The organism is Bradyrhizobium guangdongense, from assembly GCF_004114975.1.
GTDB classification, from domain to species: Bacteria; Pseudomonadota; Alphaproteobacteria; order Rhizobiales; family Xanthobacteraceae; genus Bradyrhizobium; species Bradyrhizobium guangdongense.
This window is the reverse complement of sequence record NZ_CP030051.1, coordinates 7,220,216-7,243,249: the sequence shown is the minus strand read 5'-3', so window position 1 is coordinate 7,243,249 and position 23,034 is coordinate 7,220,216. Positions and strand designations below refer to the sequence as shown.

The 23,034-nt window shown below is 64.1% G+C and carries 22 protein-coding genes; 10 read left to right on the top strand and 12 right to left on the bottom strand.

Annotated features, from left to right (window positions below; all coding sequences use genetic code 11):
• Positions 1-15: 15 nt before the first annotated feature.
• Positions 16-1,227 (top strand): ABC transporter substrate-binding protein, encoded by a 1,212-nt coding sequence (locus tag X265_RS34705; protein ID WP_128969515.1) that lies wholly within the window; start codon positions 16-18, stop codon positions 1,225-1,227.
• Positions 1,228-1,372: 145 nt separating this feature from the next.
• The gene (locus tag X265_RS34700; protein WP_244659474.1) at positions 1,373-3,043 is read left to right on the top strand and encodes a tannase/feruloyl esterase family alpha/beta hydrolase; all 1,671 of its coding nucleotides are present in this window, start codon (positions 1,373-1,375) and stop codon (positions 3,041-3,043) included.
• An 85-nt stretch (positions 3,044-3,128) separates the two neighbouring features.
• Here the strand turns inward: X265_RS34700 and X265_RS34695 are convergent, their stop codons facing one another.
• Positions 3,129-4,394 (bottom strand): NAD(P)/FAD-dependent oxidoreductase, encoded by a 1,266-nt coding sequence (locus X265_RS34695; RefSeq protein ID WP_128968914.1) that lies wholly within the window; start codon positions 4,392-4,394, stop codon positions 3,129-3,131.
• 302 nt (positions 4,395-4,696) lie between these two features.
• Between X265_RS34695 and X265_RS34690 the strand changes: the two genes are divergently transcribed.
• Positions 4,697-5,869, top strand: coding sequence for an ABC transporter substrate-binding protein (locus X265_RS34690; RefSeq protein WP_128968913.1), 1,173 nt, complete (start codon positions 4,697-4,699; stop codon positions 5,867-5,869).
• 102 nt (positions 5,870-5,971) lie between these two features.
• Here X265_RS34690 and X265_RS34685 read toward each other — a convergent pair whose 3' ends face one another.
• The 10 genes from X265_RS34685 to X265_RS34640 form a co-directional block, all read right to left on the bottom strand.
• Positions 5,972-7,843 carry a bifunctional sugar phosphate isomerase/epimerase/4-hydroxyphenylpyruvate dioxygenase family protein gene (locus X265_RS34685; protein WP_128968912.1) on the bottom strand — a complete coding sequence of 624 codons (1,872 nt, stop codon included), beginning with the start codon at positions 7,841-7,843 and terminating at the stop codon, positions 5,972-5,974.
• Positions 7,840-8,898, bottom strand: coding sequence for a Gfo/Idh/MocA family protein (locus X265_RS34680; RefSeq protein WP_128968911.1), 1,059 nt, complete (start codon positions 8,896-8,898; stop codon positions 7,840-7,842). The genes X265_RS34685 and X265_RS34680 overlap by 4 nt, the downstream gene beginning before the upstream one ends.
• Positions 8,895-9,632, bottom strand: coding sequence for an ABC transporter ATP-binding protein (locus X265_RS34675; RefSeq protein WP_128968910.1), 738 nt, complete (start codon positions 9,630-9,632; stop codon positions 8,895-8,897). Before X265_RS34675 ends, X265_RS34680 begins: the two co-directional genes overlap by 4 nt.
• Before the next feature lie 3 nt (positions 9,633-9,635).
• Positions 9,636-10,379, bottom strand: a complete 744-nt coding sequence (locus X265_RS34670; protein ID WP_128968909.1) for an ABC transporter ATP-binding protein — start codon at positions 10,377-10,379, stop codon at positions 9,636-9,638.
• Positions 10,376-11,374 carry a branched-chain amino acid ABC transporter permease gene (locus X265_RS34665; protein ID WP_128968908.1) on the bottom strand — a complete coding sequence of 333 codons (999 nt, stop codon included), beginning with the start codon at positions 11,372-11,374 and terminating at the stop codon, positions 10,376-10,378. Before X265_RS34665 ends, X265_RS34670 begins: the two co-directional genes overlap by 4 nt.
• Positions 11,371-12,246, bottom strand: a complete 876-nt coding sequence (locus X265_RS34660; RefSeq protein ID WP_128968907.1) for a branched-chain amino acid ABC transporter permease — start codon at positions 12,244-12,246, stop codon at positions 11,371-11,373. The genes X265_RS34665 and X265_RS34660 overlap by 4 nt, the downstream gene beginning before the upstream one ends.
• 100 nt (positions 12,247-12,346) lie before the next feature.
• A complete protein-coding gene (locus tag X265_RS34655) occupies positions 12,347-13,477 on the bottom strand; it encodes an ABC transporter substrate-binding protein (RefSeq protein ID WP_128968906.1) in 1,131 nt (376 codons plus the stop codon).
• Positions 13,478-13,535: 58 nt separating this feature from the next.
• On the bottom strand, positions 13,536-14,414 hold the full coding sequence (locus tag X265_RS34650) for a shikimate dehydrogenase (protein WP_128968905.1): 879 nt from the start codon (positions 14,412-14,414) through the stop codon (positions 13,536-13,538).
• Positions 14,415-14,544: 130 nt separating this feature from the next.
• On the bottom strand, positions 14,545-15,483 hold the full coding sequence (locus X265_RS34645; protein WP_128968904.1) for a LysR family transcriptional regulator: 939 nt from the start codon (positions 15,481-15,483) through the stop codon (positions 14,545-14,547).
• Between the two features lie 202 nt (positions 15,484-15,685).
• Positions 15,686-15,862 (bottom strand): hypothetical protein, encoded by a 177-nt coding sequence (locus tag X265_RS34640; RefSeq protein WP_128968903.1) that lies wholly within the window; start codon positions 15,860-15,862, stop codon positions 15,686-15,688.
• Positions 15,863-16,029: 167 nt separating this feature from the next.
• On the opposite strand from X265_RS34640, the gene X265_RS34635 reads away from it, so the two are divergent.
• The 7 genes from X265_RS34635 (at position 16,030) to X265_RS34605 (ending at position 21,368) form a co-directional block, all read left to right on the top strand.
• A complete protein-coding gene (locus tag X265_RS34635; RefSeq protein WP_128968902.1) occupies positions 16,030-16,758 on the top strand; it encodes a helix-turn-helix transcriptional regulator in 729 nt (242 codons plus the stop codon).
• Positions 16,759-16,840: 82 nt separating this feature from the next.
• A complete protein-coding gene (locus X265_RS34630) occupies positions 16,841-17,500 on the top strand; it encodes an acyl-homoserine-lactone synthase (protein ID WP_164938940.1) in 660 nt (219 codons plus the stop codon).
• A 1-nt stretch (position 17,501) separates the two neighbouring features.
• Entirely contained in the window at positions 17,502-17,720 is a 219-nt protein-coding gene (locus tag X265_RS34625; RefSeq protein WP_128968900.1) for a hypothetical protein, read from the top strand.
• Positions 17,721-18,026: 306 nt separating this feature from the next.
• Positions 18,027-18,944: a branched-chain amino acid ABC transporter permease gene (locus tag X265_RS34620; RefSeq protein ID WP_128968899.1), complete on the top strand. Its 918-nt coding sequence runs from the start codon at positions 18,027-18,029 to the stop codon at positions 18,942-18,944.
• A 13-nt stretch (positions 18,945-18,957) separates the two neighbouring features.
• Complete coding sequence (locus X265_RS34615; protein WP_128968898.1) at positions 18,958-19,902, top strand: branched-chain amino acid ABC transporter permease; 945 nt, start codon at positions 18,958-18,960, stop codon at positions 19,900-19,902.
• The gene (locus X265_RS34610) at positions 19,895-20,662 is read left to right on the top strand and encodes an ABC transporter ATP-binding protein (RefSeq protein ID WP_128968897.1); all 768 of its coding nucleotides are present in this window, start codon (positions 19,895-19,897) and stop codon (positions 20,660-20,662) included. Before X265_RS34615 ends, X265_RS34610 begins: the two co-directional genes overlap by 8 nt.
• Positions 20,655-21,368, top strand: coding sequence for an ABC transporter ATP-binding protein (locus tag X265_RS34605; RefSeq protein WP_128968896.1), 714 nt, complete (start codon positions 20,655-20,657; stop codon positions 21,366-21,368). Before X265_RS34610 ends, X265_RS34605 begins: the two co-directional genes overlap by 8 nt.
• 150 nt (positions 21,369-21,518) lie before the next feature.
• Here the strand turns inward: X265_RS34605 and X265_RS34600 are convergent, their stop codons facing one another.
• On the bottom strand, positions 21,519-22,955 hold the full coding sequence (locus X265_RS34600) for a glutamine synthetase family protein (protein ID WP_128968895.1): 1,437 nt from the start codon (positions 22,953-22,955) through the stop codon (positions 21,519-21,521).
• Positions 22,956-23,034: the final 79 nt, after the last annotated feature.

Below are 23,034 nucleotides of genomic sequence, written 5' to 3'. Positions count from 1 at the left end.
ACAGGGGAGGTAATGATGAAAGTTCTGCGGTGGACGCTCGCGCTCGCGGCAAGCCTGGTGAGTGGCATGGCGAATGCCGAGATCTCCGACAATGTCGTGCGCGTCGGCGTGCTCAACGACATCTCCGGAATTTTTCAGGACACCAATGGCATGGGCTCGGTGGAGGCTGCGCGCATGGCGGCGGAGGATTTCAACGGCGGCGGTAAGGGCATCAAGGTCGAGATCGTCTATGCCGACCACCAGAACAAGGCCGATGTCGGCAATGCCATCGCGCGCAAATGGCTCGACGTCGAAGGCGTCGATGCCATCGTCGACGTGCCGAACTCGGCCGTCGGCCTTTCCATCAACACGCTGCTGCGCGGCAGCCGCATGACCTTCCTGGCATCCTCGACCGCAAGCGCCGATCTCACCGGCAAGGCCTGCTCGCCCAATACAATCCAATGGGTCAACGATACCTGGGCGACCGGCAACACCACCGCAGCCGCGATGATGTCGCGCGGCGGCAAGGACTGGTATTTCCTCACAGTCGACTACGCGCTCGGCAAAGGCATCGAGACGGAAGCGCAGAAATATATCGAGAGCCACGGCGGCAAGGTGCTCGGCTCGTCGAAGCATCCGCTCGGCACGGCGGACTTCGCCTCCTTCCTGTTGCAGGCGCAGAATTCCAAAGCGGAGGTGATCGGCCTTGCCAACGCTGGCGGCGACACCATCAACGCCGTGAAGCAGGCGGCCGAGTTCGGCGTTCAGCAGGGTGGCCAGAAGCTGGTTGCGTTCCTGCTCTTCATCAACGACATCCACGGCATGGGCATCAAGGTCGCGCAGGGCCTCCAGCTGATGGAGGCCTTCTACTGGGACATGAACGACGACACCCGTGCCTTCGCAAAACGCTTCGCCGGGCGCCCCGGCATGAACGGCAAGATGCCGAGCGGCAACCAGGCCGGCGTTTATGCGTCCACGCTCGCTTTTCTCAACGCGGTCGCTGCCACCGGCAGCGACAATGCGAGGGATGTCGTGCCGGAGATGAAGAAATTCAAAGGCAGGGACAAACTGTTCGGCGACACCGCGATCCGCCAGGACGGCCGCGTCGTGCATCCGATGTATTTGTTCGAGGTGAAGAAGCCGGAGGAGTCGAAATACCCCTACGACTATTACAAGCTGGTCTCGACGATTCCCGCCGACCAGGCGTTCCGCACATTGGCGGAGGGCGGATGCGAGCTGGTCAAGTAGAAGGTCTTCTGCCCCGACGCTGGTCCCCCATAGCGCGGCAGAGCCGGTGCGTCCCGGACGCGAGCTCAAGCACTTGCCAAAGTACGAAATGGAGGTAATGATTATAACATATAACTAATAGGGAGGGTCCGTCGTGAGGATTGGCTTGATATCATCCGCTGCGCTGGCCGCGCTTCTGGGATCGACCGCGCTGGCTCGCGCCGACGGCGAGGCCTGCTCGCCTGTCACCACGGCGTCGCTTGGCATTTCCGGCATTGAGATTACCGGGTCCAAAACGCAGGACGCGGCCAATGGTCTCCCCAGGCATTGCATCGTGACGGGCCTTGCCAACCAGCGCACCGGGGTCGACGGGAAATCCTACGCGATTGGGTTCGAGATGCGGCTGCCGGCCGAGTGGAACGGCCGCTTCCTGCATCAGGTGAATGGCGGAAATGACGGCGTGGTCGTGCCCGCTCTTGGCAGCCTGCCCGACGGGGCGTCATCCGGCGGCACCGTGCCCCTGGCGCGAGGCTTTGCCGTGCTGTCGTCGGACAGCGGCCATTCCGGCGCAGACCCCGCGAACAAGTCGCTGGGCCTGACTGCGGGCGCGGCGTTCGGCCTCGATCCGCAGGCGCGCCGCGACTATGGCTATGCCGCCGACATGACGCTGTCACCGGTCGCAAAGCAAATCATTGCCGTGCATTACGGACGCAAGCCGGATCGCTCCTATATGGCGGGATGCTCGAACGGCGGGCGTCACGCCATGGTGGCGGCGTCGCGCATGCCGGAAAATTACGACGGCTTCCTCGTCGGCAATCCGGGCTTCGACCTGCCGCGCGCTGCGATCCAGCATGCCTGGGACGTGCAGGCCTTTCTGAAAGTCGATCCCGATCTGCGCAAGTCCATCACCAAGGAGGACGCTCAGCTCGTTTCCTCGCGCATTACGGAGGCCTGCGATGGGCTCGATGGCGTCAAGGACGGACTGACGGCCAATCTCGCCGCCTGTCAGAAGGCGTTCGACCTCAAGAGCCTGATCTGTGCGCCGGGGCAGAACAGCGCCTGTTTGTCCGAAGCCAAGGTCGATGCCCTGAAGACGAGCCTCGCTGGACCGAAGAATTCGAAAGGTGAGGCGCTCTACTCAAACTGGCCCCTCGATGGCGGAATCGGCACCGGCAATTGGCGCACCTGGAAGGTCGAGAGCCCCATCGCGCCCTGGAACAATTATCCGATCATCGCCACCATGGGCGCAGCGTCGCTGAACTACATCTTCTCGACGCCGCCGGTCGCGGTCGAAGGCAGCAACGAGAAGCTGGTTGAGGCATTGAAGGCCTATGACTTCGACAAGGACGCGCCGAAGATTTTCGCCAAGGACGCGACCTTCACGGAATCGGCCATGGACTTCATGACGCCGCCCGACGTCGATGATCCCCAGCTCGCATCGCTGCAGAAGTCCGGCGGCAAGATGCTGGTCTATCATGGTCAGGCCGATCCGGTGTTCTCGGTGAACGACACCATCCGCTGGTACGACCGGTTGAACAAGAACCTGCAGGGGCACGCCGACAGCGTCGCGCGCCTGTTCACGATACCCGGCGAAACGCATTGTGGCGGCGGCGTCACCCTCGACAAGTTCGATGCACTCACCGCACTGACCGACTGGGTGGAGAAGGGCAAGGCACCCGAGCGCATCATCGCGTCTGCCAGTCCCGCCAACAAGGAAGTCCCCGCGTCCTGGAGCCCGGGGCGCACGCGGCCGCTGTGCCCGTATCCGAGCTACGCGGCGTATTCCGGGCAGGGCGACAGCGAGGACGCCGCGAATTTCGTCTGCAAGACGCCGTAGCGCGTCGCGGCATCGGCATCGTCGTGCCCCGGACGCAGCGTCGCGACATCAATGCCGCGCCGCGTCCGGGAGGCGAGGGCGACTGTCACCCCACCACCTTGCTGCTGCCCTGCGTGATCAATCGCGCGGCCCGCTGGTCTCTCGCATAGATCCACAGCCAGCTCAGCGCGACGCTGAGACGGTGCCGGAGGCCGATCAGGAAGTAGATGTGGGCGATGCCCCAGATCCACCATGCGATCGTTCCGCGCAATTTCACCTTGCCGAAATCGATCACCGCGAGCCGCTTGCCGATCTGCGCGAGGCTGCCGGCGTGCTTGTAACGGAATGGACCCTTGCTCTCACCGCGCAGCCGCGCCCTGATGGCCTCGGCGACGTGGCGGCCCTGCTGCTTTGCGGCCGGTGCGATGCCCGGGACCGGCTTGCCCTCCCAGGCGTTGATGCTCACGGTGTCACCGATCGCAAAAATCTCGGGATGGCCGGGAATGCTGAGATCGTCGTTCACTTGCACGCGCCCGGCGCGATCGCTTGGCGCGCCCAGCCATTCGGCGGCCGGTGAGGCACGCACGCCGGCAGCCCAGATCCGCGTCTTGGCCTCGAGCAACTTGCCGCCGAACACGACGCCCTCGCGGTTGATCTCGGTGACGGCTTGGCCGAGCACGACCTCGACGCCGATCTTTTCGAGCGAGGCCTGCGCATAGGCGGAGAGATCGTCGGGGAAGCCCGCCAGCACGCGCGGGCCTGCCTCGATCAGCACCACGCGCGCTTTGTGGGTGTCGATGTTGCGGAAGTCGGCGGGCAGCGTGTGATGCGCCATCTCGGCGATGGTGCCGGCGAGCTCGACGCCCGTGGGGCCGGCGCCGACAATGACGAAGGTCAGCCGCGCGGCGCGCCGCGCTGGATCAGTCTCGCGTTCGGCGCGCTCGAATGCCACCAGGATGTGACGACGCAGCGTGGTTGCGTCCTCCAGCGTCTTCAGGCCTGGCGCCCACGTCTCCCACTCGTCATGACCGAAATAAGCGTGACGCGCGCCGGTGGCGAGCACCAGCGTGTCGTACGGCACCTCGCTGCCGTCGTCGATCAGGACGCGGCGCCTGTCCGTGTCGACGCCACTGACGGTCGCAAATAGCGTCGTGACCTCGCGCCGGTCGCGCATGAGATGGCGGATCGGCCAGGCGATCTCGCTGGTGGCGAGGGAGGCGGTCGCAACCTGGTAGAGCAGCGGCTGAAATAGATGATGGTTGCGGCGGTCGATCAGGGTGATCTCGACCGGCGCCCCTGCGAGCCGGTAGGTCGTCTCCAGTCCGCCGAAGCCGGCCCCGACGATAACGACGCGATGGGGATTTGCGGCCATGATGCATCCTCGAATCTCGCTGCTTCACTCACTTATTTAAGTGCGGATTGGGTGCCGTGGTCCAATAGCCGTCATCAATGACGGAATAGGCTTGGCGTATCGATATTCGCCGCGCAAAAGCGCCGCAGGCTTGAACGAAGTAAGTAGAATTATATTTCTTGCCATCCCCGTTTAGGGCGAAATATGGTGCAGAGGCGGGCGCTGAGCCATTGGCGGCGCGACAGATTTTGCGTTCAATAGAGACAGACCCGGGAGCGGCGATCACCCCGTTTCCGGGATCCATAATAGGGAGGGGAGTTGTTATGAGGACGGCATTCTGGCTGGCGGGCGCAGCGGCGCTGGTGCTGGCGAGCCCGGCATTCGCCGGCGACACCATCAAGATCGGTTTCGTCTCGACCTTCAGCGGCCCGACCGCCGTGATCGGCAACGACATGCGCAACTCGTTCGAGCTCGCGCTCGATCATCTCGGGCGCAAGATGGGCGGCAAGCCGGTCGAGGTGATCTACGAGGACGACGGCCAGAAGCCCGATGTCGGCAAGCAGAAGACCGAGAAGCTGGTGCAGTCCGACAAGGTCGATTTCCTCGTCGGCTATATCTGGTCGAACGTGCTGCTCGCCTCGCTCAAGACCGCGGTGGACTCGCAGACTTTCATGATCTCGGCCAATGCCGGTCCGTCGCAGCTCGCGGGCGAGTTGTGCTCGAAATACGTTTTCTCGACCTCGTGGCAGAACGACCAGACGCCCGCCGCCGTGGGCCTTTACATGAACGCGAACGGCGTCAAGAGCGTGTTCCTGATCGGCCCGAACTATGCCGCCGGCAAGGACATGCTCGCGGGTCTCAAGAGCACGTTCAAGGGCGAGATCAAGGGCGAGGAATACACGGTCTGGCCGAGCCAGCTCGATTTCTCCGCCGAGCTCTCCAAGGCGCGCGCCTCCGGAGCCGAATCGATCTTCGTGTTCTATCCGGGCGCCGCCGGTGTGCAGTTCCTCAACCAATACGCGCAGGCTGGCCTGAAGAGCACGATGCCGCTCTACACCGCCTTCACCATCGACGAGCTGTCGCTGCCGCTCCAGAAGGAGAATGCGCTCGGCGTTCCCGGCGCGCAGGAGTGGGTCAACGATCTCCCCAACGAGCAGAACAAGCGCTTCGTCGCCGACTATCGCAACAAGTACACCGGTCTCCGCCCGACCTATTACGGCGCGCAGGCCTATGACGCCGCGCAGCTCATCAACAGCGCGGTGGTCGCCGCCGGCGGCGACACGTCGAAGAAGGATGCGATGAAGGCCGAGATGGAGAAGGCCAACTTCAAGTCGCTGCGCGGCGCGTTCAAGTACGGCAACAACCACATCCCGATCCAGAATTTCTATCTGCAGGACGTAGTGAAAGGCGCCGGTGGCGAGCTTTCGCTGAAAACCGTCGCCACCATCGTCACCGATGACCAGGACCGCTTCCACGACAAGTGCCCGATGAAGTGAGGTCTTCTCCCTCTTCCCGCGTTTGTCCGTCGAAGCTTCAGCGAAGGCAGATGCGGGGAGAGGGGCTCTCAGTTCTCCCGCAATGACGACGTGGATAGAGCGCTACACCCGTGGCATGCTCGCCGGCCGCACCTCGCGGGCCTGCGCCGCGAGCCTGATGCCGGCATTGGCTGCGCCAAACCCCTGATAGCTCCTGCGCTCGACGATCTCGAAGAAGAAGCGCTCGTCGAAAATATGGGTGTAGACCTGGAAGAATTCGCTGTCGCCCTCGCGGTCGTAGAGGATGTGGTTGGCGCGGAGCTGCGCCATGACATCGGGCGCGAGGTCGTATTTGGCTTCGACGTCGTCGTAATAATTATCGGGAATATCGAGAAAGCCCGCGCCGCGGGCGCGCATAGCGGCGACGGTGGCGAAGATGTCTTTGCAAGCAAACGCGACGTGCTGCACGCCTGAGCCGAAAAACTCCGAGATGAAGCGGGCCGGCAGCGTGCGATTGGCGGAGGAGCCGTTGAGCACGAAGCGCAGGCTCTGGTCGCCATTGATGACAGCCTGGCTCTGCACGAGGCCTCTGGGGTCGGCGATCTCGATCTGCGGCAGCCGCTTCAGGTCGAGGATGCCGGTGTAGAACAGCAGCCAGGACAACATCTCGTCGTAGGGCATCGACTGCGCGATGTGGTCGACCGCGAGCAGCGCATCGCCACTGGCGTCGCTTGCGATAGATGCGAAATCCGTGTCCCAGTTCTTGCCGGCCTGATCGAGGAAGTAGAGCAGGCTGCCGCCGACGCCGTGGATCGCGGGAATTTCCAGCTCGCCCGGTCCGACCGGCTGATAGAAGGTGCGCGCCTTCAGCGTCTCGGCCCGCTGCATGGCAAGGCCGGCATTGTCCACGTCGAGCGCGATGGCGCAGACGCCAGGGCCATGCGTGACATAGTGCGAATGCGCAAAGCCGTCGGTCTCCGAATTGATCACCAGCTCGACCTTGCCCTGCGACCAGCGCTCCACCGCCTTGCTGCGATGCTTACCGGTCTTCCGGAAGCCGAGCTGTGAAAACAGATGCGCGAGCTCGCCGGCCTTGGTCTCGTTGACGGCGAACTCGATGAAGCCGGTGCCGCGGCTCTTGGCCTTCGGCGCCAGCGGCTCGCCGACGAGCTTCGGCCAGTCCGGAGCAAGTTGGTCTTGCAGCAGGATCAGCGAGCGCAGTCCGTCGAGCGCGGTCTGTGCAGCCGAGCCGGCGCGGAATTGGTCGTTGAAGATTTCCAGCGACCACGGGCCGGAATAGCCGGTCGCGGCGATCGCCTGCATGAATGCGCCGACCGGCAGGTCGCCCTGGCCGGGGAACGAGCGGAAGTGCCGGCTCCACGACAGGATGTCGAGCTCAAGCTTCGGTGCGTCGGCGAGCTGCACCAGAAAGATCTTGTCGCCTGGGATCGAGGCCATCGCGCGGGTCGGAAAGCCCGGCGCCAGGGCATGAAAGCTGTCGAGGATGACGCCGATCGCCGGATGATCGGCGCGCCGTACGATCTCCCAGGCATCGCGGTAATCGTTGACGTGGCGGCCCCAGGCCAGCGCCTCATAGCCGACGCGCAAGCCGCGCTTGGCGGCGAGATCGCCGAGCTCACGAAAATCATCGGCGGCGCGGTCGATGCCGCCGAGCGAGGCGGGCGACACGTTGGAACAGATCAGCAGCAGATCGGTGCCGAGTTCCTGCATCAGATCGAACTTGCGCATCGCGCGGGCAAAATTGCGCGAGCGCTGCGGCTCCGGCATGCCCTCGAAATCGCGGAACGGCTGGAACGCGCAGATCTCGAGATTGAGGTCCTTGCAGAGCTTTGCGATCTCGCGCGGGCCCGCGCCGAACGACAGCAAATCGTTCTCGAAGATCTCGACCGCCTCGAAACCGGCCGACGCGATGGCACGGAGCTTCTCGTCCAGCGCCCCGGAGAGAGAGACGGTTGCGATCGAACGCTTGTTCATGCTGCCTGCTCCATTAACCGGCCCGGCGATATCTTTTGACCCGTGCGTGCCGCCTCGCTGACGGCTTCGACGACCGCGAGCGTGCCCATCGCATCCTCCACCGGGATCAGTGGTTGTTCCCGACCCGCGATTACGGCAATGAAATGCCGGAGCTGCTCGGCCAGCGGATCGAGTGCCGCCGGCGCGATCGCCTCGCGCGACAGCGGCATATACCAGCCGGGCTGCTGGGCGTAGGACCAAAGCTCCATGTTCGGCACGGCCAGCGAGCCCGCAGTGCCGGAGAAGAAGTAACAAGGCTGGTCCTGCTTCGGATACGCAGCGTTCTCGCCCGAGGAGAGCTCCCAACTCCACGGCGCCGGCGTCGTATCCGACACGGTCACCGTTCCCAGCGCGCCGCCGGCGAAGCGCAGCAGCAGGGCGGCGGTATCCTCGACGGTGAACCCGCGCGCCTCGTTCGAGGTCATCGCCTGCACCTCGGTGATCTCCCCGCAGATGAAACGAAGATTGTCGATGTCGTGGATGAGGTTGATGAGCAGCGGGCCCCCGCCGTGCTCACGCCGCCAGGCCACGTTGAAGTAATCATGGGGCTTCTTCAGCAGCCATAGTCCGGCCACGGCCGTGAGCCGGCCGAGCTTGCCGTTCGCCACGGTCTCGCGCGCGGCCTTGATGATCGGATTGTGGCGGCGGTGATGGCCGACCAGCATCGGCACGCCGGTCCGCCTGACCGCCGCACACAGGCGCTGCGCGGCGGCGACCGTGTCGGTCACCGGTTTCTCGATCAGTGCAGGCACGCCGGCCTGCGCGCAGTCGAGCGCCATCTGCAGATGCAGTGCGTTCGGGGAGGCGACGACCATGCCATCAGGTTTTTCCTGCTCCAGCAGGGCCCGATGATCTGCGTACCATCCGACGCCGCAGGCTCCAGCAAGTTCCCTGGCCGCTGGCGCGGGGTCGGCGATGCCGGCGAGCACGCAGTTCGGCGAAGCGTCGATCAACTCCAGATGGCGGCGCCCGATCAGGCCGGCGCCGGCAACGGCGATGCGCAGGGGCGCGTTCATGCCGCGCTCTCCTCCATGGCGCCGCCGAGGAAGAGCTGGCCGATCCTGGGATCATTCAAGATGCGCTCGGCCTTGTCGACCATGCGGGTCTGGCCGAGCTCGAGCACGATGCCGATATCGGAGATCTCCAGCGCCGAGCGCGCGTTCTGCTCGATCATCAGGATGGTGACGCCGCGGTCACGCAGGCTCTTTAGAATATCAAAAGTCTGCTGCACCATCAGCGGCGACAGGCCGATGGAGGGCTCGTCGATCAGCACGAGCTTTGGCTCGAGCAGCAGCGAGCGGGCGATCTCGAGCTGCTTCTGCTCGCCGCCCGACAGCGTCGAGGCCTGCTGCGCGGCCTTGCGGCGCAGCGCCGGGAACAGGTCGAGCGCGGCCTCGATCCGCGTCGGCAGGTCGATGCCTTTTCCGGCCGCGACGCCGCCGAGTTCGATGTTGTGGCGCACCGAGAGCTCGGGAAAGATGTTACGACCCTGCGGCACGTAGCAGATGCCGGCATTGAGCAGCGCGCGCTGGCTCAAGTTCGTCACGTCGCGGCCGGCGAAACTGATCTTGCCCTCGCGCAACTTCAACAGGCCGAAGATCGCCTTGAACACCGTAGACTTGCCGGCGCCGTTCGGGCCGATGATCGTGGTGATGGTCGCTGGCGGCACCGAGAACGTCGTGCCGTTCAGGATCGTCATCTTGCCGTAGCCGCCGACGAGATTGTGAACCGAGAGGATGGGATCGCTCATGCTCTAGTGTCCCAAATAGGCTTCGATCACGGCCGGGTTCTTGCGGATCTCGTCCGGCCGGCCCATCGCCAGCACCTTGCCTTCCGCCATCACCATCACACGCGAGCACAGCGACATCACGAACTCCATGTTGTGCTCGATCACGACGAAGGTGGCATTCTTCTCGCGATTGATCGCGACCAGCCGCTCCTTCAGGTCAGACAGCATCGTCGGGTTGACGCCGCCGGCGGGCTCGTCGAGCAGCACCAGGCGCGGGCCGCCCATGAAGGCCATGGCGGCATCGAGCAGCTTTTGCTGCCCATAGGAGAGGCCGCCGGCAGGCTCGGCCGCGAGATGATCGAGCTTGAAGAAGCCGATCATCTGGTTGGCGGCATCCGTCAGCCCGGCGTCGGAGCGGCCGATCAGGCGCGAGGCCATGTTGCCCTGGTGCTCCTGCCCGGCGAGGATCAGGTTCTCGCGCACCGAGAGCTTTGGGAAGACCTGAAGGAGCTGGAAGGTGCGGCTGACGCCGAGCTTGTTCAGCTCCGACGGGCGCAAGCCGGTCACCACCTTGCCGTCGAGCTTGACCTCGCCGTCCGTCGGCGTGAGCTGACCAAGGATGCAATTGAACAGGGTTGACTTGCCGCAGCCGTTCGGGCCGATCAGGCCAAGGATCTCGCCCTCCCGCACGTCGAAGGACACGCCGTCGACGGCGCTGATGCCACCGAAGTTCTTCTTCATGTTGGTGACTTCGAGGACCGCGCTCATTGTGCCGTCTCCAGGCGGGACTTTGCGACGGCGCGCAGCGCCGAGGCCGCCTTGGTGCGCCGTGCGGCAAGGTAACGGTCGAGGATCCCGAGAATGCCTGTCGGCGACCAGACCAGCAGTCCCATCACCGCGATCGCGTAGAGCATCAGATAATAGCCTTCGGTGAAGCGCAGCCATTCCGGCAGCAGCACCGCGATCATCGCCCCCAGGAAAGGACCGAAATAGAAGCCGGCGCCGCCGACGATCACCATCATCAGCAGATCAAGCGAGAGCTGCAGGTTGAAGGGAACAGGGTCGATGTATTGCGTCAGCGGTGCATAGAGCGCGCCGGCGACGCCGCCGAGCGCCGAGCCGATCGCGAACGCCATCAATGTGTAGCGGCGGGTGTCGATGCCGAGCGATTGCGCGCGCAGCGGGTTCTCGCGCAGTGCCATGAAGGCGCGGCCCCAGGGCGAGCGGATCAGCCACCAGACCGCGACAGACACGATCGCGAGCGAGCCGAGGCAGACATAGTAGAACGGCAGCGGCTTGTTGGTTGCGATTCCGAAGATGTGTGGGCGCGGAATGTTGGAGATGCCGTAGATGCCGCCGGTGAGCCAGTTCTCGTTGCGGAACACCAGGAACGCCAGGGTCGAGAAAGCCAGCGTGACGAAGGCGAGGTAATGGTGCTGCACGCGTAGCGCGGGATAGCCGAGCACCCAGCCGACGCCGAAGCTCGAGACCATCGCAATCAGGATGGCGACCGGCAGGGGCCACCCATGCGTCGTCATGATGGCGGCTGCATAAGCCCCGATGCCGACGAAAGCGCCCTGCGCCAGCGAGACCTGTCCGGCATAGCCGAGCGTGAGGTTGAGCCCCATCGCGGCGATCGTCATCACCGCCCACTGGCTCAGGATGAACAGACCGTAGCGATTGAAGTTCATGGGAATGACGATCAGGCCGCCGATGACGATAAGCCCGAGCGCGATCTTCAGGGGTTTGGCAAAACCGCTCATACCGTGCGCTCCTCGGCGCGGCCGAGCAGTCCTTGCGGCCGGAACAGGATGACGACGATGAGGAAGATCATCGGCACTGCGGCGCGATACTGGGTCGAGACGTAGGCGGCCGCCAGGTTGTCGAGCACGCCGATCAACAAGCCGCCGGCGATCGCGCCGCGGACCTGGTTGAAGCCCCCGACGATCGCCGCGATGAAGGCCGCCTGGCCGAGCACTTCACCGGAGGAGAATTTGGCCAGATAGATCGGCGTGATCAGCAGCGAGGCCAACGCGACCAGGAAGGCGTTGATCAGGAAGGTCAGCAGGATCATGCGCTCGACGGGAACGCCGATGATGCGTGCCACGGTCGGGTTCTGGGCTGCCGCCTGCATCTGATGGCCGAGCGAGGTGCGGTTGAGCAACGCGGTCAGGCCGAACACGGCGAGGATCGCGACGACGAGGACGCCGATGCTTTGCAGCGAGACGACGTGTCCGAGCACAGTGATGTCGCCGGTGGGCACGATCGACGGGAAGGGCGAAGCCTCCGCGCTGAAGAACTGTTTCACGGCTTCCTTGATGCCGATCGCCAGCGCCATGGTCGCGATCGCCAGCGGCAGCACGCCATGGCGCATCATCGGATCGACCAGCAGCATCTTGAAGGCGAAGCCGAGCAGGACCATCGAGAGCAGGATGCCGAGGATGATCGCGAGCCAGAACGGTGCGCCGACATGCATCGCCGCCAGCATCAGAAACGCCGGCAGCATCACGAACTCGCCTTGCGCGAAATTAATGGTCTGCGAGGTCTGCCACAACAGGGTGAACCCAACTGCGACCAGCGCATAGATCGCGCCGGTGGCCAGTCCCGCGACCAGAAGATCGAACAGATTGGACATGGGTCTTCTTTGATCGTTGGAGCCCGAGTAACTTGACGCCCATTCAGGTCTATCGCTCCCTCTCCCCGCGAAGAGCAGGGAGAGGAAGAAGGTCAGAGCCTCACTTCAGCTTGGGCAGCACCTGCTTCACCACCTGCTTGCCTTCGACGACCTCGACCAGGAAGCTCTGGCGATCGATGTCCCCGTTCTGATCGAAGGTGACGTCCATCAGAATGCCCGGTTCGTCCGCAGCTTTGATGGTCAGGCCGTGCAGCGTGTCGGCGAAGGCCTTGGAATCGACCTTGCCCATCTTCTCGGTGGTGGCCTTTACCGTGTAGACGGCGAGATAGCCCTTCAGGCCGTTGTGGTCGGGGACATAATTGTACTTCTTCGAGAAGCGCTCGCGAAAACCCTTGATCAGGTCGACCGGCGCATCGGTGGTGAGGCCGACATGACCGCGGGCGCCGTTGGCGGCATCGCCGGCAAGCTCGATCACCTTCTGGCCGATCAGCGTGGTCTCGCCCATCAGCGGCGCAGTGACGCCCTGGCGCTTCAGCTCCTTGAGGATGCGCGCGCTCTCTTCCTCGTTGAGATAGATGAAGACGGCGTCGGGATTCGCCGCCTTGATCTTGCCGACATCGGCGGCGAAATCGGCCTGGCCCGCCTCGGTGGAGAGATCGGCGACGACCTTTGTGCCACGAGCTTCGAGGTCCTTGATGATGACGTCGCGCCCGCCCTTGCCGAAATCGTTGTTGACCCAGACGACTGCGACCGTCTTCGCCTTCATGTCGTCGTGGATGTATTTTGCGACTTTCGGCATCGACGACTGCTGGCCGAACGAGGTGCGGAACAGGAACTTGTTGCCGGCCTGCGTCAGCTCGGCGGCTTCGCCGCCCATGATCTGCGTGATGCCGGCTTCAGCGGCGAGCGGGGCGGTCACCTTCACCGAGCCGGAATAGCCGGGTCCGAGCAGCACATAGGGCTCTGCGTCGAGCGCCTTCTGGACCTGTGCGCGGGCGACGCCCGGGTTCGATTGCGAGTCGGCGTGGGTGACCTCGAGCTTGCGGCCGAGCACGCCGCCCTTGGCGTTGATCTCCTCGATCGCGAGGTCGATGCCGTTCTTCCAGTTGGTGCCGACGGTGGCGCCGCCGCCCGAGAGCTCGGCGACGTCGGCGAGCTTGATGGCCTGGGCGTGGACGCCGGTTGCAGTCGCGAAGACCAGCAGGGCGCATGCCAATAGTGTGGATTTCATCTCATTCCTCCCTTTCGATGTTCGGTTCTGGTGGCGGCCTTGTATCCGACCGCTTCGGTTACGCTGCGTAATAGGCAGAGCTTCTTGCCGCCATCACCTCGTCAAAAGCCTCTCCCATGACTTGGGTCGACGGGGCAAGGCCGGTGAACAGCTCGAACGCGTCAGCGGCCTGGTAGATCGCGAGCTCTCGACCGGTCATGATCCGCGCGCCCTTGGCTCGGGCTGCGGTCAGCAGCGGCGTGATCAGCGGCGAATAGACGGCGTCGGCGACCCACAGGTTTTCGCGCAGCAGCGAGGCCGGCACCGGGGTATCGCGGTTCGGCAGCATGCCGACCGGCGTGCCGTTGACGAGGCCGGTTGCTCCGTCGAGCGCGTCCTTGACGCTTCCGGCCACCCGCGCGCCGCCATGCCGGGCCAGCAGCGCGGCGAGCTTTTCGGCGCGGGCCGGCTCGCTGTCGAAGATACGGAGGTCGGCCACTTTCAGGCTCGCCAGCGCAAAGGCGATCGCCTTGCCGACGCCGCCGGTGCCGATCACGGCGACCGCGTTCCCCGTGGGCGCCAGCAGCGGCGCGACGGCACGTGCAAAACCCGTGGTGTCGGTGTTGTGGCCGATCAGCCTGTTATCCCTGACGACGATCGTGTTGACCGCGCCCATTGCGGCCGCACCCGGTGCCAATTCGTCGAGCAGCGGCACCACCGCTTCCTTGTAGGGAAATGTGACGTTGACGCCGGCAAAGCCGAGGCGCCGCACGCCCTCCAGCATCATGCGGAGCCCGGCCGCGTCCGCGCCGGCGACCTCGATGAGCTGATAATGGCCGCGCAGGCCGAGGGCCTCAGCGGCGCGCTCATGCATGGCAGGGGAGGCGGAATGCGCGATCGGCGCGCCGATCAGGCCGGTGAGGAGCTTTTTGCTGGCGGCGTATCCGCGTTTTGACATGGTTCGCTATCGTCTGGTGGGCGCAATCGGACCCAGCATGAGTGCAGAAATCCGCGTTATTCCAAGGGCGACGATAATCATTCCTCCGGCTAACACAATTACCCTTTTGTCCCGCAAACCTAACGTCATGTTATTTCTTCCGTCCGCGCCCCGCAGCAGCCTTGCCGTTGCCGCGGGAAGGCTCGACCGCGCGCATCTCGGCGCGAAGGGATTCGATGAAATACTCGACATGCAGCGACAGCGGCGCGCCACGCTTGACCGCGATGTAGGTGTCGAACCGGGTCGGCTCGGTGATCTTCAGGAGTTCGATCCCGGGATAGCCGCCATGAGCCACCGTGAACTGGTCGATGATGGCGATGCCGAGCCCCGCCTTCACCAGCGCGCAGACCGTGGTGCCGAAGCGGGCGCGGATGGTGATGTTGTAGTCGAGCCGGTTGCGCGCAAAGATCTCGGCCATGATCCTGCCGTAGGGATCGTTCGGATCGATCCCGATCAATGGATAGCGGGTGATCTCGGCGGCCGACACCTGCTTGCGGCCGGCGAGTTCGTGGCCGGGCGGTACGATGCAGTAGAGCTCGCCGGAGGCGAGCGGCATGAAGTCGAGCCCGGAGTGCTCCAGCCGGTAGCTCATCGCGACGCACTCGCCGCGGCCGAGCATGAGATAGTCGATCGCTTCCTCGAGCTTGAGGATATTGATGTCGATGCCGAGATCGGGATAGCGGCGGCGCACGCGCTCGATCGCGCGCGGCACCATCACCTGCGAGATGCTCGGCACCGAGCCGATGCGCAGCTCGGACAACCCGCCGCGCCCGATCTTGGAGATGATCTCGGAGAGATCGTCGACCTTCTTGTAGACGCCGTTGATCTGCTCGAAAATGTTCTCGGCTTCCGGCGTCGGGAAGTAGCGGCCGTTCTGGCGCTGGAAGAAGCGGATGCCGAGCGAACGCTCGGTGTATTTGACCAGCCGGCTGATGCCCGGGGCCGACACGTTCAGCAGCTTGGCCGCGCCGCCAATGGTGCCCGTCACCATCACGGCACGGATCACTTCAACCTGTCGCAGCGTCATCATGGTCCTGGCATCCGAAAGACGATCGTGGCGACGATCATCTCACGACAGCCGTCGTGTCATCCAGCGGCAAGTGGAGCCTTGATGGGAGGGAAGAAGGACGGGTAACTTCGCAGTCACGCTGTTTCGAGAAAGGCCAGTCCTCACATCGAAGGGTATCGTCGCGCGACCGGTCGCATCGGCGTCGTCTGCTGCCGCCCGCGTGCTAGCGCGCAGGGCTTTCCGGCGAAGCGCTGTCGACGAGCCTGGGGCGCTCGCTCTGCAGCACCTCGCGCGCGAACTCGATGATCTTCTGCTTGTTTGCCGTGTCGCGGACGGCGAAAAACACGCGGTTCAATTCCAGGCCGAGCACGCTGTCGAGGGCGATGTTCTCGTCTTCCATCGTGGCTCTCCCACTCCAGACGCCGTAGCTGTATCTGCACGCCACTTCCTCCACAAGTAGATTAAATCTTCGGTGCCTGCGCCACACCGGGATATTACGGACGCGGTGAATTGAGGCAGGCCGCCAAGACGTGCTATAGGGAGCGACGAGGGGCAGGGAACGCACCGATGTCCGCCGTGGATTATGGCCGCGAAGCGCTGGACTTCATCGAAGGGCTGGGAGCCTATGACAGGGTCCCGGAGGCCATGGATGCGCTCGAAACCGCGTTCGGTCGTTTCGGCTTTGAAACCATCATCGTGACCGGTCTGCCGAATCCTGACCAACGGTTCGCGCAGATGGTGCTCGCCAAGCGCTGGCCTGCGGGGTGGTTCAGCCTTTATACCAAGAACAATTACGACCGGGCCGATCCGGTGGTGCGGCTATGCCGGCTATCGGTCAACCCGTTTGAATGGTCGGAAGCGCCGTATGATGCGGAACGCGAGCCTGACGCGGCCGAGGTGATGAACCGCGCCACCGATTTTCGAATGTCGCGCGGCTTCATCGTGCCGATCCATGGGCTCACCGGGTATGAGGCCGCGGTGTCGCTCGGTGGCGTCCATCTTGATCTCAATACCCGCAGCAAGCCGGCTCTGCATTTGATGGCGATGTACGGGTTCGACCACATTCGCCGTCTGCTCGCGCCGTCGCCGCATCCGTCGACCCGCCTGACCCCGCGCGAGCGCGAGGTGATCGCGTGGGCGTCGCGGGGAAAATCCGCCTGGGAGATCGGAGAAATCCTGCACATTACCCAGCGCACCGCCGAAGAGCATCTTGCAACTGCTGCGCGCAAGTTGGGTGCGGTCAACCGTACGCATGCAGTTGCGCTCGCGATTCGTCACAAGATCATCAGTCCTTAGGCGATGTACTGGGAAATTTCCCAATACCGAATCCGCGCCTTTTCGCCGAGGTTACCCCCATTGAGGCCGAATGGGGGATTTCATGATTCACGCAATTTCCGCGCTGAACCGCCACCTTTACGAAGACGTGCTTGAGCAGCATTTCCGGTTGCGCCACGACATATTCGTCGAGGAACGGCACTGGGAGACGTTGCGCAAGCCGGATCGCCGCGAGATCGATTCCTATGACAACGAGGACACGGTCTATCTGCTCGCGTTGGAAGGGCGCCACGTTCTCGGCGGGCACCGGCTTTATCCCACGACCAAGCCTTCCATGATGAGCGAGGTGTTCCCGCATCTCGCGGCCGTGCGCGGCTGTCCTTCGAATCCTCTGGTCTGGGAATGGTCGCGCTATTTCGTCGTACGCGAACGCCGCGACGGCGCCCTCAATTTGCAATTGATGGCCGCCGTGCAGGAGTTCTGTCTGCATCAGGGTATCGCACAGGTCAGCGCGATCATGGAGACGTGGTGGTTGCCGCGCTTCCACGAGGCCGGCTTCGTCGTGACGCCGCTTGGCCTGCCTGCGCTGGTGGAGAATGCCTGGACCATGGCGGCGACCATCGACATTCGCCAGGCGACGGTCGATGCCCTGCATGATCGCATCGGCATGGCCTCGGTCGTCCATCAGGATGGACCCCGCCTCAATTGCATTGCCCGTGCCAACCTCTGCGGCCGCACCGCCGCGCAACGAAAGAGCGCCTGAGATGTCGAACATGATGCGAGACAGCCAGATCATGGCGCAGACCAAGGACGAGAATCTCGGCTACATGTCCGACATGGCGCTCGAGCTGGCGCAGATGGCGGAGGACACTGGGCTGGCGACCCTGGCCTATCTGTTCCGGATGGCCGCGCTGGAGGCCTCCACCGCCAACAGCGAGCTCAACGAGCCGGACGATCTCCCTCACCAGGTCACGTCGCACTAGACGTTCCCATCGCTTCGACACGTGAATCACCGTCTCCCCGGCAACGGGAGGGGGTGATCGTTTGGGTGCGGCAGGCTGACCCAGCCGGCGCGGCTGTCTTCTCGCTGGGCCGGGCTTCGCAAGGCGGGCTTTGATCACATGCATCGGCATGCAACAAAGTGCATGTTTGGTGTCGAATCGCTCTTGCCTCGGAACGATACTGCCATTACCCATTTTTCCGCCTTGAAGAGGCAGGGGGAGCTCTTTCACTGATGGCGACTGTGTTCGAACATCGGCGCGCGTCCGCATGCGCCTGAAAGAGTTTTGATGCTGCTCGTCGTCGAACAGTTCTTGAACGGATTGCAGTTCGGTCTGCTGCTGTTCCTGCTCGCCGCCGGCCTGACGCTGGTGTTCGGGATCATGGATCTCGTCAACCTCGCTCACGGCTCGCTCTACATGATGGGCGCCTATTTCGCCGCGACTTTCGCGGCGTGGACCGGCAGCTTCCTGCTTGGCGCGCTGCTGGCACTGGGTGCGACATTGGTGCTCGGCATCGTGCTGGAAACGAGCGCGCTGCGGCATCTCTATGGACGCGACCATCTCGACCACGTGCTCGCGACGTTCGGCCTGATCCTGTTCTTCAACGAGGCCGTGCGTCTGATCTGGGGGCCGGCCGGCCTGGCGCTGCCGCTGCCGGCCTGGCTCACCGTGCCGGTGCCGATCCTGCCCGGCATTCACTATCCCGCCTATCGCCTCGCCATCATCGTCGTGGCTCTGCTGGTGGCGCTTTTGCTGTATCTCGGCGTGATGCGGACACGCATCGGCATGCTGATCCGCGCCGGCGCCTCCAACCGCGAGATGATCGGCGCGCTCGGCATCAACATCAAGCTGCTCTATACGCTGGTGTTCGGCCTGGGAGCCGCGCTCGCCGGTCTTGCCGGGCTGATGCAGGCGCCGATTCTCACCGTGCAGATCGGCATGGGCGAGAACATCCTGATCCTCGCCTTCGTCATCATCGTGATCGGCGGCATCGGCTCCATTCGCGGCGCATTCCTCGCCGCGATCTTCGTCGGCATGATCGATACGCTCGGCCGCGCCTTCCTGCCCAATTTGTTGCGGCAAGTGCTGAGTGGCGCAGCCGCTTCCACCGCCGCGCCCGCCCTGTCCTCCATGCTGATCTATCTCCTGATGGCGATCGTGTTGGTGGTGCGGCCGGAGGGGCTGTTTCCGGCCAATCGACGATGAAGAGCTTGCGTCGATGAAGGGTCTGAGTGTGAGCAAGGCCGTCACGGCTCTGATGCTGGCAGGCCTCGTGCTGCTGCCGCTCTATTCGCATCTGTCCGGCAACATCTTCATCCTGACGCTGTTCACCCGCATCGTCATCCTGGCGCTCGCGGCGGCCAGCCTCAACTTGATCATGGGCTTTGGCGGCATGATGAGCTTTGGCCACGCCGCCTATCTCGGCATCGGCGGTTACGCCGTCGGCATGCTCGCGCAGGAAGGCGTCGGCTCCGGCTTCATCCAGTTTCCGGTCGCGCTGGCAGCCTCCGCGCTCTATGCGCTGGTGATCGGCGCGCTGTCTTTGCGCACCCGCGGCCTCTACTTCATCATGATCACGCTCGCCTTCGCGCAGATGGCCTATTACGTCGCCTCGGGGCTGGCGCGTTATGGCGGCGATGACGGCCTCACCGTCTACAACCGCAGCGACTTCTCCGGCCTCGTCAACCTGTCGAACCGCACGCAGTTTTACTACCTCTGCCTTGCCTGCCTGTTCGGGGTGATCTTCCTGATCTGGCGCATCGTCAATTCGCGCTTCGGTCTCGTCGTGCAGGGCCTGCGCTCCAACGAGCAGCGCATGCAGGCGATCGGCTTTCCCGCAAAGCGCTATCAGCTCGCCTGCTTCGTCATCTCGGGGACGATGTGCGGCCTCGCCGGCGCGCTGCTCGCCAACAACACCGACTTCGTCAGCCCCGCCGTGATGTACTGGACCCGTTCCGGCGACCTCATGGTGATGGTCATCCTCGGCGGCATGGGCACGCTGTTCGGCCCCGTCATCGGGGCGGTGGTCTATCTGCTGCTGGAGGAGTTCCTGTCGCAGATCACCGAATATTGGGCGCTGATCATGGGCCCGCTCTTGCTGCTGATCGTGCTGTTCGGCCGCGGCGGCATCATGGGTCTGCTCGGGAGGGTCGGTCGTGGCTGAGCCGCTGCTCCGCGTTGAAAAGCTGGTGCGCCGGTTCGGCGGCATCGTAGCCACCGATCACGTCTCGCTTGACGTCGCGGCGGGTGAGCTGCACGCCATCATCGGCCCCAACGGGGCGGGCAAGACCACGCTGATCAGCCAGCTCACCGGGCACCTCCAGCCGCATTCCGGTAGCGTCACGCTCGCGGGGCGCGACATCACGTATCTGCCGGCCTACCGCCGCTGTGCGCTGGGACTTGCACGCTCCTTCCAGATCACCTCGCTGCTGCTCGACTTTACGGCCGCCGACAATGTCGCGCTGGCGGCGCAGGCCCATGCCGGCACCTCTTTCCGCTTCTTCGCCAACGCGCGGAAAGAGCAGGGCCTGCGAGATGCGGCTCACGCGGCGCTCGAGCGCGTCGGCTTGCTGGATCGTGCCGATGTTGTGGTCAGCAGGCTGAGCCATGGCGAGCGGCGCCAGATCGAGCTTGCGGTCGCGCTCGCCAGCAAGCCGAAGCTGCTCCTGCTCGACGAGCCCATGGCGGGCCTTGGTGTGACCGAATCCCAGCGCATGGTGAAGCTGCTCCAGGAGTTGCGCAAAGAGGTCTCGATCGTGCTGGTCGAGCACGACATGCCGGCGGTGTTCGCGCTCGCCGACCGCATCTCGGTGCTGGTCTATGGCCGCGTCATCGCCTCCGGCGATCCCGCCACGATCCGTGCCAACGAAGACGTCAAACGCGCCTATCTCGGCGACCAGCATGTGGTGACGCACCATGTCTGACGCGCTGCTCGACGTCGAAGCCATCGAGACCTGCTACGGCCTGTCCCAGGTGCTGTTCGGCCTGTCCCTGTCGATCAAATCGGGCGAGATGGTCTCGCTGATGGGCCGCAACGGCATGGGCAAGACTACGACCATCCGTTCCATCATGGGCCTGACGCCGGCGCGCGCGGGCAGCATTCGCTTTGCAGGCGCGGAGGTGCGCCAGCTCCCGTCGTACCGGATCGCCAAGCTCGGCATCGGGCTCGTGCCGGAGGGACGCCAGATCTTTCCAAACCTCACCGTCCGCGAAAACCTGGTCGCTGCGGCCGCCGATCGCTTTGGCAGTGCCAATCCCTGGACGCTGGCTGCGATCTACGTGCTGTTCCCGCGGCTCGCCGAGCGCGCTTCCAACATGGGCAACCAGCTCTCCGGGGGCGAGCAGCAGATGCTCGCCATCGGCCGCGCGCTGATGACCAACCCGAAGCTTCTCATCCTCGACGAAGCCACCGAAGGACTGGCGCCGCTGATCCGCGAGGAGATCTGGAGCTGCCTGTCGCTGCTGAAGAGCAGGGGGCAATCGATCCTGGTCGTCGACAAGAACGTCGACCATCTCGCCCGCATCTGCGACCGCCACACCATCATCGAGCGTGGCAGGACCGTGTGGAGCGGCACGTCGGATGAGCTGATGGCCGAGCCTGATCTGCAGCATAAGTATCTGGGAATCTGAGCTCCTGCTCTCTCCACCCGTCATTGCGAGCGCAGCGAAGCAATCCAGACTGTCTCTGTAGTGACAGTCTGGATTGCTTAGTCGCCAGCGCAAAATTGCTTCGCAATTTTGTCGCGTTCTCCGCGCAATGACAGAGCAGACGTGCGATCTTCAAAACAACTCGAAATATTCGCGATGCTCCCAGTCGGTCACCTCCGACAGGAAACGGTCGATCTCCGCGTTCTTGATGTGGGTGTAATAGTCGACGAACTCCGCGCCGAATTTTTCGCGGAAGAACGGATCGTCCTTGAGCGCGGCGACCGCGTCGCGCAGGCTCTTCGGCAGCAGCGGCGCCTTGGTCTCGTAAGGCGTGTCGGCTGACGGGCCGGGATCAAGCTTGCGGTCTACGCCGTCGAGGCCCGACAGGATTTGCGAGGCCATGTAGAGATAAGGATTGGCGGCCGGTTCGCCGACGCGGTTTTCGAGACGCGTCGCGGCGTCGTCCGCGCCACCGAGCACGCGGATCATCACGCCTCTGTTGTCGCGGCCCCAGATCGCGCGATCGGGCGCCAAGGAATATGAGCGGTAGCGCTTGTAGCCGTTGATGGTCGGCGTGGTGAACACGGTGGCCGCGCGGGCGTGATCGAGCAGGCCGGCGAGATAGGCGCGGCCGAACGCGCTGAGCGGCTGGCCGGCCTCTTTGGCCATGAACAGGTTTTCGCCACTCGTGCGCGAGACGACCGATTGATGCAGGTGCCAGCCGCTCGCGAACAGGTTCGGCAGTTTCGGCCGGCACATGAAGGTGGCGTGATAGCCATGCCTGCGCGCGATCTGCTTCACCGCGGAGCGAAACAGCACCATGTTGTCGGCAGGCTCCAGGCCCTTCTTCGGCGCGAAGGTGAATTCGCACTGGCTCGGCCCGAACTCGACCTCGACCGAGCGCAACGGCAGCCCGAGCGCAACGATGTCGCGGCGTAGAATCTCCAGCACCGGCTCCATTTGATCGAAACGCTGCTCGGTGAGGTACTGATAGCCGTGGCTGAGCAGGCTCACCGACGGCGGCGTGCCCGGTTGCCCGGCGTCCTCCGCGCTCATATGCGGATCGTCGAGCCTGAAGATGTGGAACTCGACTTCGAGCCCGGCGACGAAATCATGGCCACGATTTCCGAGCTCGTCGACCACCCTCCGATAGAGCCCGCGCGTCGCGAACGGCACGGGGCGGCCGTCATTGAAATAGAGATCGCACAGCACCCAGCCTGTCGCCGGCGCCCAGGGCAGCACGCGGAACGTGGTGGTATCAGGCACCATCAGCACGTCGGCCGCGCCCTCCATCTCCTTCATGCCGAAGCCGCCGCCTGACGTGAACACCGGAAACACTGTGCGATGCGAGGTGTCCTTGGCGAGCATGGTGGTGGTGATGGAGCAGCCGCTTTCGAGCGAGGCAATCGCCTCGGAGGCGATGATGGTCTTGCCGCGCAAGATGCCGTGCTGGTCCGGGAAGGCGAGGCGGATGACCTCGAGATTCCTCTCCTCGACGAGACGGCGCATGCGTGCCGCCGCGTCCTTCTGCTCATCCGACCACAGCGCATGGCGCGCGACGAAAGTCACTTTGGTTGCTCCTCAGTTCACGCTGTGCGATGGTCGCACGATGTCCGCCACAGGCTCCGTCACTGCGAGGAGCCCGCGA